Here is a 12,804-nt window from a genome sequence, read left to right on the forward strand (position 1 = left end):
GTATTTCCTTGGAAAATGGTTTATAATAAACAGGCGTGTAAAAATACGGAAACATACAATCTGGAGGAATTATGTTAGAATTGCAGAATATTTCCTTTGGCGTGTCGGAAAGCCAGGGGAAAAAGGAGATTTTAAAGGATATCAGCCTGACGGTCGGTGAAAATAAATTTGTTGTGATCACGGGGCCCAACGGCGGCGGAAAATCGACCCTGGCTAAGATGATCATGGGGATCGAGAAGCCCCGCTCCGGGAAGATCCTGTTTGACGGCCAGGATATTACAGAGAAGACCATCACAGAAAGAGCCAACCTGGGGATCAGCTTTGCCCTTCAGCAGCCGGTGCGCTTCAAGGGGGTCCATGTGCTGGATCTGATCCGCCTGGCAGCCAGAAAGGACCTTTCTGCCGCAGACGCCTGTAAATATCTGTCCGAGGTGGGATTATGCGCCAAGGATTATATCAACCGGGAGGTCAACGGAAACCTGTCCGGAGGAGAATTAAAGCGGATCGAGATCGCCACAGTCCTGGCCCGGGGCACAAAGCTTTCTGTGTTTGACGAGCCGGAGGCCGGTATCGATCTCTGGAGCTTCCAGAACCTGATCCAGGTGTTTGAGAAAATGCGGGAGACCACCAATGGCTCGATCGTGATCATCTCCCACCAGGAACGGATCCTGGAGATCGCGGACGAGATCGTGGTGATCTCTGACGGCTCCATCTTAAAGCATGGGACCAGGGATGAGATTCTGCCGGAGATTCTGGGAACGGCCTCTGCGCCTTCCGGATGTCAGTTTTACAGGAGGGAGGCATAAACATGGATAAGATCTTACAGACGCTTTTAGAAAAGGTGGCCGACCTGCACGGGGTACCGGAGGGGGCCTATAATATCCGAGCCAACGGCCAGATGGCCGGAAGAAATACGACGGCCAACATCGATATCGTCACAAGAGAGGACGGAAAGGGCATCGACGTACATGTTAAGCCGGGAACGAAAAAGGAGAGCGTGCATATTCCGGTGATCTTAAGCCAGACGGGCTTAAATGAAACGGTGTGCAACGACTTTTTTGTGGGAGATGATGCGGATGTGACCATCATCGCCGGTTGTGGGATCCACAACGGCGGCGATATGGAATCCCGCCACGACGGCATCCACCGGTTTTTTGTGGGAAAGAACGCGAAACTTAAATACGTGGAAAAGCATTACGGTGATGGAGACGGAAAAGGGGAACGGGTCATGAATCCCCGGACGGAGATCACCATGGATGAGGGAAGCTATATGGAGATGGAGAGCGTCCAGATCAAGGGCGTGGACTCCACAAAGAGGGATACAGTGGCCCATCTGGCGGCCGGGGCCAAGCTGGTGGTCCAGGAACGTCTTATGACCCATGGACGCCAGGATGCGGAAAGCCGGTTTGACGTCTGTCTGGATGGGGAAAATTCCAGCGCCAACATCATTTCCCGGTCTGTGGCCAGGGACCAGTCCCACCAGGCCTTCTACTCCAATCTTCAGGGCAATAGCCTGTGTGCCGGTCATACGGAATGCGATGCGATCATCATGGACGAAGCAAAGATCAGCTCTCTTCCGGAGATCACGGCAAACCATCCGGATGCGGCCCTGATCCATGAGGCGGCCATCGGAAAGATCGCCGGAGACCAGATCATTAAGCTGATGACTCTGGGACTGACAGAAGAAGAAGCGGAAGCCCAGATCGTCAATGGATTCCTGAAATAGGGGAAGGAAACGCAGCAGATAAAGTCTTTAGGGGGAAAGCATGGTACTGGATTCGATAAAAAGTGTATTTGCCCTAATGGCGCTGATCGCTTCGGGCTTTTATTTCGCCGGGAAACCGTGGTTTGGAAAGCAGGGAATGGATTTCTTATCCAAATTTACTGTGGAGGCTACGATCCCGTTTTACATGTTCTATAACATATATAAGGATGTGGGGACCAGAGAGTCGCTGATCTCCCTGGTGTCAAAGCTTCCGGTGACCTTTGGACTGATCCTTCTGTGCCTGGCCCTGGCGGCGTTTATGGGGGCGCTTTTGAAGGTGGACGGCAAAAGGAGATATACCTTTGTGGCAGCGTCCGGCTTCCCCAATGTGGTGTTCATCGGCTTTCCTGTGATCCAGGCCCTGTGGGGCCAGGGGATCACCTCCATCGGCGTGATCTATTATATCGCCAGCACACTGCTGTTCTGGACCGTGGGGATCTGGCTCCTGAGAAAGGATGGGAAGTCAGAGGCGGCCAGAGAGGGGAGCGCCCTGGCAGGATTAAAGAAGCTGGCGTCCCCGCCGATCATCGGCATGGCCCTTGGCATGGCGGCAGTATTTTTTGAGATCCAGGTGCCGGATTTCGTATTAAAGCCACTGTCCATGATCTCCCAGGTGACCTCGCCCCTGGCCCTTGTGTTCATTGGCAGCGTGATCCGCAATATGGATCTGAAGACCATAACCCTGGGACGGGACCTTTACGCGGCCCTGGCCATGCGGTTTGTGGTGGTGCCTGCGGCCTGCGTGGTATTTTTAAATCTGGTTCCGGTGCCGAAGGAGATGAAAGAGGTATTTTTCATGCTGTCCTCCATGCCGGCCATGGCCCAGATGGGCATTATGGCCAGACAGTATGACAGTGACTATGAATTTGCCTGTACGGTGATCACGGTCACTACCCTGATCAGCATGGTGACGATCCCTGTATTCATGCTGTTAATGCAGCAGTTTGCATTTTTTGCCTGATCCGGGGCCGGACCATATGGGCGGAGGCCTCATATCATAAGGAAATGGATAATAAGGCGGCGTTCATATGAAGGACCAGAAGGCGGAAAATCTGCTGAACCTGGCGCTGTCAGTGCCCGAGGAGGAACGGAAACAGACTGGGGAGCTGGATGTGGGCTATGACCGGGAGACCAGGACCTGGGAGCTGATCGTAAAGTACAGCGGAGACCTGGCGGGAATTGTCAGGGAGCAGTTTCCAGAAGCGGAGCTTAAGGAGCTGTCCGGCGGCTTTGGAATTCTTACGGTACCGGAGGAAGAAGTTCCGGGGATCCTTGAGCTTAAAGAAATTGAATATGCAGAAAAACCAAAGAGGCTGTTCTTTGCCATAAACCAGGCAAAGGCGGCCTCTTGTCTTACTCTGGTACAGCAGGGGCCGGAGGGGCTTACGGGCCGGGGAGTTCTGGTGGGGATCCTGGATTCCGGCATTGATTATTTCCATGGAGACTTCCGCCATGAGGACGGCACCAGCCGGATCCTGTTTCTAAACGATCAGGTGACCGGGAACGTGTATACAAAAGATGAGATCGACGAGGCATTGGGGACCGGAAGCCGGGAGGCCGCCAGAGCTCTGGTTCCGTCAGCAGATCCGGGAGGACATGGAACGGCGGTGGCTGGGATCGCCGCAGGGAATGGAAGGGAAAGCGGAGGCAGGTACCGGGGCGTGGCCTATGAGAGTGATCTGGTGGTGGTCCGTCTGGGGACGCCGGATCCAGATGGCTTTCCCAGGACCACACAGGTGATGGAGGGGCTGGATTTTCTGGTAAAAAAATCCATGGAGCTGGCACGTCCCATGGCGGTGAACGTGAGCTTCGGAAACTCCTATGGCTCCCATGATGGAACGGGCCTTCTGGAGCGGTTCATGGATTCCCTGGCCCTCATGGGGAGAACGGTATTTGTCGTGGGCATGGGAAATGAAGCAGACACTGGGGGGCATACATCGGGGAGGCTGTCTGCCGGGCCAGGGGGGCCATTGGACGGCAGCGAGGCACGAATCCAGCTTTCAGTGGCCCCCTATGAGGCGGGATTTGGGCTGCAGCTCTGGAAAAGCTATGAGGATGCCTTTGAGATCACCCTGTCGAATCCTGGGAAGACCGTGACGGAGCGGATCAGCAGCCGCCTGGGTCCTTATGAGATCCACATGGGAGGGGCCAGGGTGCTTCTTTACTACGGAGAGCCGGGCCCCTTCAGTCTGGCCCAGGAGATCTACTTTGATTTCCTGCCGCCGGGGAATGGAGAGGCTGGCCGGTATGTGGAGAGCGGAATATGGGAAATTACCCTGAAGGCGGCGGAGACCGTGGACGGCCGGTATGATCTCTGGCTGCCGTCCGGCGGCGTACTGAACCGTTCCACCCGGTTTTTAAGGCCGGCCCCGGAAACCACACTGACGATCCCCTCCACCGCCATGCGCCCGGTCTCTGTGGGCGCTTATGACGATACCTCCATGACGTACGCGCCCTTTTCCGGCCGGGGAGATACGAGACAGTACGGGATCCAGAAGCCGGATCTGGCAGCGCCGGGAGTGGGGATCGTCGCTGCCCGTTCCGGAGGCGGCTATGCCCCTGTGACGGGAACCTCCTTTGCAGCGCCCTTTGTGACGGGAGCGGCGGCGCTTTTAATGGAGTGGGGGATCGTGCGGGGGAATGATCCGTACCTGTATGGAGATAAGGTGAAGGCGTATCTGCGGAAGGGGGCGAAAAAGCTGCCTGGGGAGCAGAGCTATCCCAATCCCCGGGTGGGGTATGGGGCATTGTGCGTGAGGGAGAGCCTGCCGGTCTAAAAAATAACCTTGACATGTGTAATAAAAAATGCAATGGAGAAAACATGAGAGAGAATACATATATTAAAATCGGAGCATTGTACAGCAGATACAGAGGTTATGTAGGGACACAAGATCTGCTGTCAGAGGGATTTTCTAACCGGCAGATTTCTGTTTTAGTGGAAGAAGGATATTTAGAAAAAATATGCCATGGACATTACTGGATTGCGGGCAGGCAATACAGAAAACCGTCAGATTATAAATGCATCGAAGTGTGTCTGAGTAATCCCGGCGCGGTTATTTGTATGGATAGCGCACTTTACTATCAGGGAGTATTACCAGCCGAGCCGGATCACTTATCTGTTGCTACAGAACGGACGGACCGCAGTATGATGAAAATGAATTTTATGGTACAAAGACATTACTTTTCAAAGGGAAATTTTAATGTTGGAATAAGAAAAAAAGAAACGGAATTTGGAAGGTATAATATTTATGATATTGAACGTTCGGTTTGTGATCTGTATCGCCTGGGGGGAGAAATAGAAATAGAGATAGTGGACCAGATAAAGAGAAATGCGTGCTTGTATGACCGGTTATTGAAATATGCAGAAAAACTACAGATAAAAAGGGAATTGTAAGAGGGGGATCTACAATGGAGTACATGTATAATGGCCTACAGCTGAAAGGAAGAAATTTACAGGACGATCAAAAAATCAGATTATTAATATATTATATACATCTTCAGACGCTGGTGTCTGAGAAAAAAGAACACGATGAAAGATACGGGAAAAACCAGCTCATAAATATATTTTGGGATAAAGAAAGCAAATGGGAACAAAAAATTTATAGTGGACTGAAAGAATGGGAGAGGAGACATCCAATAACGGGAATCGTACTTTGCACTGTTCTGGGCGGAATCCTTGTCAGTATGGCTGCAGGCGTTCTTTTGGAGGTTATTTTGATATATGTATGAAAAATGGAGATAAAGCATGAAGAATAGGATCATAGATGTTCAAAATGTGAAAATTACTATTTCAAAAGAAGAATCCGATGACTATATTTGCATTACGGATATTGCTAAGGTAAAATCGAATTCCGCCAGAGCAGCCGACGTGGTGAGAAACTGGCTGAGAAATCGTGGAACATTGGAGTATTTATCTGTATGGGAACAACTATATAATCCGGCGTTTAAAGTGTTCGAATCTGAACACTTTAAAAAGCAGGCGGGGTTATTAACTTTTACACCCAGTGTTTCTGAATGGATAGAGAAAACGAATGCGGCTGGTCTTTATGTAAAGCGTGGAAAATATGGAGGAACCTATGCCCATAAAGACATTGCTTTTGAATTTGCATCTGCGATCAATTCAGTTTTTAAATTATTTCTTATAAAAGAATTCCAGCGTTTGAAGGAGGAAGAAAATAATTTAAGACAGATGGAATGGAATGCGAAACGTTTTCTTAGTAAAAATAATTATCTGATCCAAACAGATGCAGTGAAGAATTATATCATCCCTCATAGAGATTTTAAAAAGGATCCACAATGGATCGCATATGCAGAAGAAGCAGATATAGTGAATGTTGCTTTGTTTGGTTTTACAGCAAAAGCATGGAGAGAAATGAATCCGGAACTTGCAAAGAAAAATAATGTCAGAGATTTTGCGACAATTCATGAATTGACAGTACTTTCTAACCTGGAGACGCATAATGCCCATATGATACGAGAAGGAAAGAATAAGGAAGAACGGTTTCAGATATTAAAAGAAATTGCAGAATATCAGCTCAATATATTAAGTACTGCTGAGCAGATAAAAATGGCAGAGACTTGTGATGATCGTACACTCTTCCAGCCTGTTTTATAACAGATATATAACCTCTTTTTTATGCAAATATGCAGCTTTCGGCCGTTTTTAGCGGCAAAAGCTGCATATTTTTCTGCATGTGTGTCAAGATCTGTCTGGTGGACAGATTTTTTCATGACAATATCCTGGAATCCCTGGGAATGCGTGAGGGAGAGCCTGCCGGTTTAAATTTTCATACAATCTGGCAAACAGAAAATTCATAAAAAATAAATATAAATCCTGTCGGGAAAATGGTATGATGAGTGAAGAAAAGACGGGAGAGGGCCGGCAGCAGGAAGGGGCGGCTGGCGCAGGGAAGGAAAAATATAAAAGAATACGAAAGGATCATATATGGATACACGACTGGATCTGAAGCTGTCAGAGGAGCAGGAGCTTTTTATATGCAAGGCATTGGAGGGAAAAAATATTTTAGTGGACGCATGCATCGGCAGCGGAAAGACCACAGCGATCCAGGTGCTGTGCAATCGGCTTCCTGATACAAAAAAGGTCCTTTATCTGACGTATAACAGACTTCTGAAGCTGGATGCAAGAGCAAAGATACAAAAGAGAAATGTCACAGTGACAAATTATCATGGATTTGCATACGCGGCTTTAAAGGCAAATGGGATCTTCGCAGGGGTCTCTGATCTGATCCAGCGGTTTATCCAGGAGAAACCGGCCATCGGCGCCTATGATATCCTGATCATTGATGAGTACCAGGATATCGAACAGGAGCTGGCAGAGCTCTTACAGATGATAAAGGATCGTAAGCCGGGGATGCAGATCATCGCGGTCGGGGACATGGAGCAAAAAATATACGATAAGACGACCCTGGATGTGGAATCGTTTATGAAGGGATTTCTTGAGGACCACCTCAGGCTCAGGTTTACCCAGTGCTTCCGGCTTTCTGAGGATCTGGCGGCCATGCTTGGAAGGGTGTGGAAAAAGGAGATCCGGGGCGTCAACGAAAGCTGCAGGGTGGAAGAAATGACGAAGGAGGAGGTGATGGATTTCCTGGCACAGCAGGAACCGGGAGATATTTTATGCCTGGGAGCAAGGACCGGGGCCATGGCAGGTACACTGAATGCTTTAGAAGAAGCATACCCTCATACGTTCAATAAGACAACGGTCTTACGCTACGATCTCAGACCATGATTCGGCAGGAAAAACGGAACCGAAAGCAGATTCTGCGATCTTTACGACGTATGACAGCAGCAAGGGCCTGGAGAGAAAAATATGTGTGATCTTTGATTTTACAGAAAGCTACTGGAATGTGAGGATATCCAGGCCGCAGCAGTCGTATTCGGTTCTGCGGAATATTTTCTGTGTTGCAGCCAGCAGAGGAAAAAACCATGTTATTTTTGTGAAGTCAGAAGAAGCCATGCTTTCGGAGAAAACGCTTTCAACATTTGTGGAGACAAACCAGAAATTTAAAGATACAGGCATAAGTGAGATGTTCGATTTTAAGTATAAGGAGGATGTGGAGGTCTGCTTTTCAAAGCTGAAGCTGAAAAAGCTGGAAACTTTGGACCCGTCCCCCATAGACATAAAGAGCACGGACGGGCTCATTGATCTGTCTCCCTGTATCGGGATATACCAGGAGGCTGTATTTTTTGAGAATTATGACATAGACGCGGACATACAACTGAGGATCGCATTGAATCCGGAGCTTAAGGGCCTGTATACCGGGGAGGAGCGGAGAAGTCCTCTGGATCAGAAAATACTGTTTCTGGTTTCTCTGGAAACAAGGCAGATACGGTACAGGAAGCAGGTGGCTGCGCCGTTTGTCAATGGGGAGCATAGGGAGAGGATCACTGCCCGTTTAAAAACACGGCTGCATACGGATGAAAAAGCACAGGTGGAATGCCGGCTCCGGTTTTATGGCCAGGAGGGCGGAGAACCCCTGTTTTCTGCCAATGGATTTGCCGATGCAGTGAAGGGGGATACGGTATACGAGCTGAAATTTGTATCGGAGCTGAGGCATGAGCATTTCCTCCAGTGTGCAGTCTATATGGCTGCCCTGGATCTGCCGAAAGGAATCTTGTGGAACACGCGGGATAATACGGCTTACGAAATTGAAATTCCGGACCGGGCCGCCTTTCTGGATGCCGTGACCAGGACGGTCACAAAGGGAATGATAAAAAAATATCATGATCACAGGGCGGTTCAGGAGATGCCCTGGGATGTGAAAAACGAACCTCATACCGGGAAAGCGGAGGAATATGAAAGCGGTGCTGAAAAGAAGGAAAAGCCAGGGAAGAAAAGGAAATTCTGGTTCCAGTTCTGGAAGTGATCCTGCTGTGCCGGCTGCCGGTTTTCAACCTGTCGAAAAAGAAGGAACTAACCCGGTTTATGGATTATTTAGATATCTTTTCTGAAAATTTGCGGATTTTGTAGGAGAATGTTAATAAATAAGTGTTCTAAAATGGCAGTCTTTGTGATATAATAGTATCATCGCTAAAAATATTCTCCAGGTCTGCGCGTCTGCAGCCCCGGCCTTTGCAAAGGAGGCGGTCTGTATCAATATCAGAGAATCCATGGAACAGTGGGAGCGGGAAAATTTAAGTCCCTATGCCTCCTTAAGCAGTGAGACCCTGGGACGGGACCGGGAGGAAGAGCCCTGTGATATCCGCCCGGCCTATCAGAGGGACCGGGACCGGATCCTCCACAGCAAGTCGTTCCGCCGTTTAAAGCATAAGACCCAGGTGTTCCTGGCTCCGGAAGGAGACCATTACCGGACCAGGCTCACCCACACTCTGGAGGTCGCCCAGATCGCCAGGACCATCGCCAGGGCCCTTAAGATGAACGAAAGCCTGACGGAGGCCATCGCCCTGGGCCATGACCTGGGCCATACGCCCTTTGGCCATGCAGGAGAGTACATATTGAATGAGATCTGTCCGGAAGGTTTTTCCCATTATAAGCAGAGCGTCCGGGTGGTGGAGGTGGTGGAGAAAAAGGGAAGGGGACTGAACCTGACAAAGGAGGTCCGGGACGGCATCCTGAACCACCGGACAGCCGGGAACCCGTCCACCCTGGAGGGAAAGATCGTCCGCTTTTCTGATAAGATCGCTTATATCAACCACGACATCGACGACGCCATACGGGGACGGATCATCACCGAGCATGACATCCCCGGAAGGTATACGGAGGTGCTGGGAAATTCTGTGAAGGAGCGTCTCAACATCATGGTCCATGACATTATCATGAACAGTCTGGACCGTCCGGAGATCGTCATGTCCCAGGACGTGCTGGATACCATGGTGAGCCTCCGCCAGTGGATGTTTGAAAACGTATATAAAAATCCGGCGGCAAAGGCGGAGGAGGGGAAGGCCCAGCAGCTGATCGTAAGGCTGTATGAATATTATATGGAGCATGTGGACCGGCTCCCGGAGGAATATTTTATTATGATCGAAAAAAATCATGAAACGAGGGAGCGGGTGGTCTGCGACTACATTGCCGGTATGAGCGACCGCTTTGCCATTGACCTTTTTGAAGAATTATTTGTGCCAAAGGCCTGGAAGGGCTGAGGCGTTGGAGGATATGGATGTATTACCCGGATGATGTGATCGAAGAAGTACGAACGAGAAATGACATTGTGGACGTGATCTCCCAGTATGTCAATCTGAAAAAGAAGGGGGCCAATTATTTTGGCCTGTGTCCCTTCCATAATGAGAAGTCCCCTTCGTTTTCCGTATCGCCGGGGAAGCAGATGTACTACTGCTTTGGCTGCGGAGCCGGAGGAAACGTCATTACCTTTGTAATGGAATATGAAAACTATTCCTTTGTGGAGGCGGTGAAATATCTGGCAGACCGGGCAGGGATCACTCTGCCGGAGGTGGAGTATTCCAAGGAGGCCAGGGCCCAGGCGGATCTTAAGAATACGCTCCTGGAGATCAACCGCCTGGCAGGAAACTATTTTTATTACCAGCTGAAGCAGCCCCAGGGACGGGTCGGATATGAGTATTTCAGAAACCGGGGTCTAAGTGACGAGACCATCCGCCGCTTCGGCCTGGGCTATTCCCTAAAGACACCGGATGACCTGTACCGGTATATGCGGTCCAAGGGCTACGGAGACGGGATCCTGAAAGAGACCGGACTGTTCTATATTGAAGAACGGGGATCCAGGGACAAGTTCTGGAACCGGGTCATGTTCCCGATCCTGGATGTCAATAACCGGCTCATCGGCTTCGGAGGGCGCGTCATGGGCGAGGGAGAGCCCAAATATCTGAACTCCCCGGAAACGAAGCTTTTTGATAAGAGCCGGAACCTGTATGGTTTAAACTTCGCAAGAACATCCAGGGCCGGGTATATGCTGGTCTGCGAGGGCTATATGGATGTGATCGCCATGCACCAGGCAGGCTTCACCAATGCCGTGGCATCTCTGGGAACGGCCTTTACTTCCCAGCATGCTTCCCTTTTAAAGCGGTATACGGACCAGGCAGTCTTAACCTATGACAGCGATGGAGCCGGGACCAAGGCGGCTTTGCGGGCGATCCCCATTTTAAAAGAAGCAGGGATCTCAGTGAAGGTTCTGGATATGAAGCCCTATAAGGACCCGGATGAATTTATGAAGAACCTGGGAAGGGAAGAGTTCCAGAAACGCATTGACAGCGCTGTGGGAAGCTTCATGTTTGAGATCTCGGTGATCCGGAGCCAGTACAATATGCAGGATCCCGAATCCAAGACGGCTTTTTATAATGCGGCCGCAAGAAAGCTTCTGGAGTTTCCGGAAAAGCTGGAGCGGGACGCTTACACCGAGGCCGTGGCCAGGGAATACATGATCCCCCAGGAAGACTTAAAGCGGCTGGTGTCCTCCCTGGGAGGACAGTACGGAACGGGCATCAAGGCTTCGGATCCGGAACGGGAGAGAAAACCCAGAAAAGAGAAGGAGGACGGGATCCGCAGGTCCCAGCGGCTCCTCCTTACCTGGCTCATTGAGAAGCCGGAGCTTTTTGATAAGATCGAAGGGATCATCGGCCCCGAGGACTTTGCGGACGGCCTCTATAAGGAGGCAGCGGCTATGGTCTTTGAGGAGCATAAAAAAGGAAATATGAATCCAGCCCAGATCCTGAATCATTTTATCGAGGGAGAGGAACAATACAGGGAGGTGGCAGCGCTTTTTCACGCCAGTCTTTCTGAATCCTTAAATAATGAGGAACAAAAGAAGGCGTTTTCCGAGACTGTGAAGAAGATCAAGAAAAACAGTCTGGAGATACAGAGCAGAAAAGCAACGGACATCACACAGCTGCAAAAAATCATAAAGATGCAGTCAGAACTGGCATCACTGCAGATTTCACTGGATTAGATCCAGACGCCGGGAAGGATGGGAATTATGGAAGAAAAGATGCTTACGTTTGAAGAGAAACTGGACAGGCTCCTGGAAATGGCAAAAAAGAAGAAGAATGTCCTGGAAGAGCAGGAGATCCTCGATGTATTTGCCAAAGAAGAGCTGACACCGGAAAAGCTGGACCAAATTTACGACTTCCTGGACAATAAGAAGGTGGATGTCCTTAAGATATCGTCGGATGACGACATGGATCCGGACCTGTTTGTAGAAGAAGAGGCCGGAGAAGAAAATATGGAAAATCTGGATCTTTCGGTGCCCGAGGGCGTGGGGATCGAGGATCCGGTGCGTATGTACCTGAAAGAGATCGGAAAGGTGCCGCTGCTGACCTCTGAGGAGGAGATCGAGCTGGCAAAACGCATGGAGCTGGGCGACGAGGAGGCAAAAAAGAAGCTGGCAGAGGCCAACCTCCGTCTGGTGGTCAGCATCGCCAAACGGTATGTGGGCCGCGGGATGCAGTTCCTGGATCTGATCCAGGAGGGGAATCTGGGACTCATAAAGGCAGTGGAAAAATTTGAATACCGGAAGGGCTATAAGTTCAGTACCTATGCCACCTGGTGGATCCGCCAGGCCATTACCAGGGCCATCGCGGACCAGGCCAGGACCATACGGATCCCGGTCCATATGGTGGAGACCATCAACCGCCTGGTACGGGCCCAGAGACAGCTTCTCCAGACCCTGGGACGGGAGCCGTCTCCGGAGGAGGTGGCAAAGGAAATGGAGCTTCCGGTGGAACGGGTGCGGGAGATCATGAAGATCTCCCAGGATCCGGTGTCCCTGGAAACGCCCATCGGTGAGGAGGAGGACAGCCATCTGGGCGATTTCATCCAGGACGATCAGGTGACTGTACCGGCAGATGCGGCCACCTTTACCCTGCTCCATGAACAGCTGATGGAGGTCCTGGATACATTGACGGAACGGGAGCAGAAGGTGCTGAGGCTCCGGTTCGGCCTGGACGACGGGCGGCCAAGGACCTTGGAGGAGGTGGGACGGGAGTTCAACGTCACCAGGGAGCGGATCCGTCAGATCGAGGCCAAGGCCCTGAGAAAGCTCCGTCATCCCAGCCGCAGCAAAAAATTAAAGGATTATCTGGACGAATAG

At 50.5% G+C, this 12,804-nt stretch carries 12 protein-coding genes; all 12 read left to right on the forward strand.

The genetic code is table 11. From position 1 onward, the window contains the following. The first annotated feature begins 71 nt into the window (after nt 1-71). The 12 genes from OCV69_RS02945 (at nt 72) to rpoD (ending at nt 12,804) form a co-directional block, all read left to right on the forward strand. Nucleotides 72-806, forward strand: coding sequence for an ABC transporter ATP-binding protein (locus OCV69_RS02945; protein WP_158357541.1), 735 nt, complete (start codon nt 72-74; stop codon nt 804-806). Nucleotides 807-808: 2 nt separating this feature from the next. Further along, the gene (locus OCV69_RS02950; protein ID WP_158357539.1) at nt 809-1,726 is read left to right on the forward strand and encodes a SufB/SufD family protein; all 918 of its coding nucleotides are present in this window, start codon (nt 809-811) and stop codon (nt 1,724-1,726) included. A 40-nt stretch (nt 1,727-1,766) separates the two neighbouring features. Further along, a complete protein-coding gene (locus tag OCV69_RS02955; protein ID WP_158357537.1) occupies nt 1,767-2,726 on the forward strand; it encodes an AEC family transporter in 960 nt (319 codons plus the stop codon). 67 nt (nt 2,727-2,793) lie between these two features. Beyond that, nucleotides 2,794-4,542: a S8 family peptidase gene (locus tag OCV69_RS02960; RefSeq protein WP_158357535.1), complete on the forward strand. Its 1,749-nt coding sequence runs from the start codon at nt 2,794-2,796 to the stop codon at nt 4,540-4,542. Between the two features lie 44 nt (nt 4,543-4,586). Further along, on the forward strand, nt 4,587-5,159 hold the full coding sequence (locus OCV69_RS02965; RefSeq protein WP_158357533.1) for a type IV toxin-antitoxin system AbiEi family antitoxin domain-containing protein: 573 nt from the start codon (nt 4,587-4,589) through the stop codon (nt 5,157-5,159). Nucleotides 5,160-5,173: 14 nt separating this feature from the next. Next, nucleotides 5,174-5,494, forward strand: a complete 321-nt coding sequence (locus tag OCV69_RS02970; RefSeq protein WP_158357531.1) for a hypothetical protein — start codon at nt 5,174-5,176, stop codon at nt 5,492-5,494. Nucleotides 5,495-5,510: 16 nt separating this feature from the next. Continuing rightward, a complete protein-coding gene (locus OCV69_RS02975) occupies nt 5,511-6,380 on the forward strand; it encodes a KilA-N domain-containing protein (RefSeq protein WP_158357529.1) in 870 nt (289 codons plus the stop codon). 330 nt (nt 6,381-6,710) lie between these two features. After that, nucleotides 6,711-7,514 (forward strand): AAA family ATPase, encoded by an 804-nt coding sequence (locus OCV69_RS02980; RefSeq protein ID WP_262562964.1) that lies wholly within the window; start codon nt 6,711-6,713, stop codon nt 7,512-7,514. An 85-nt stretch (nt 7,515-7,599) separates the two neighbouring features. Next, on the forward strand, nt 7,600-8,652 hold the full coding sequence (locus tag OCV69_RS02985; protein WP_262562965.1) for a hypothetical protein: 1,053 nt from the start codon (nt 7,600-7,602) through the stop codon (nt 8,650-8,652). Between the two features lie 226 nt (nt 8,653-8,878). Continuing rightward, nucleotides 8,879-9,886: a deoxyguanosinetriphosphate triphosphohydrolase gene (locus OCV69_RS02990; protein WP_158357527.1), complete on the forward strand. Its 1,008-nt coding sequence runs from the start codon at nt 8,879-8,881 to the stop codon at nt 9,884-9,886. Between the two features lie 17 nt (nt 9,887-9,903). After that, the gene (dnaG, locus tag OCV69_RS02995) at nt 9,904-11,664 is read left to right on the forward strand and encodes a DNA primase (protein WP_158357525.1); all 1,761 of its coding nucleotides are present in this window, start codon (nt 9,904-9,906) and stop codon (nt 11,662-11,664) included. A gap of 27 nt (nt 11,665-11,691) precedes the next feature. After that, complete coding sequence (rpoD, locus tag OCV69_RS03000) at nt 11,692-12,804, forward strand: RNA polymerase sigma factor RpoD (protein ID WP_158357523.1); 1,113 nt, start codon at nt 11,692-11,694, stop codon at nt 12,802-12,804.

This window comes from Alitiscatomonas aceti (assembly GCF_025567195.1).
GTDB lineage: Bacteria > Bacillota > Clostridia > Lachnospirales > Lachnospiraceae > Alitiscatomonas > Alitiscatomonas aceti.

Coding starts and splice junctions, on each gene's coding strand:
- OCV69_RS02970 (WP_158357531.1), top strand. CDS start 5,174: ATGGAGTACATGTATAATGGCCTACAGCTGAAAGGAAGAAATTTACAG.
- OCV69_RS02975 (WP_158357529.1), top strand. CDS start 5,511: ATGAAGAATAGGATCATAGATGTTCAAAATGTGAAAATTACTATTTCA.
- dnaG (WP_158357525.1), top strand. CDS start 9,904: ATGTATTACCCGGATGATGTGATCGAAGAAGTACGAACGAGAAATGAC.
- OCV69_RS02950 (WP_158357539.1), top strand. CDS start 809: ATGGATAAGATCTTACAGACGCTTTTAGAAAAGGTGGCCGACCTGCAC.
- OCV69_RS02955 (WP_158357537.1), top strand. CDS start 1,767: ATGGTACTGGATTCGATAAAAAGTGTATTTGCCCTAATGGCGCTGATC.
- rpoD (WP_158357523.1), top strand. CDS start 11,692: ATGGAAGAAAAGATGCTTACGTTTGAAGAGAAACTGGACAGGCTCCTG.
- OCV69_RS02945 (WP_158357541.1), top strand. CDS start 72: ATGTTAGAATTGCAGAATATTTCCTTTGGCGTGTCGGAAAGCCAGGGG.
- OCV69_RS02965 (WP_158357533.1), top strand. CDS start 4,587: ATGAGAGAGAATACATATATTAAAATCGGAGCATTGTACAGCAGATAC.
- OCV69_RS02960 (WP_158357535.1), top strand. CDS start 2,794: ATGAAGGACCAGAAGGCGGAAAATCTGCTGAACCTGGCGCTGTCAGTG.
- OCV69_RS02980 (WP_262562964.1), top strand. CDS start 6,711: ATGGATACACGACTGGATCTGAAGCTGTCAGAGGAGCAGGAGCTTTTT.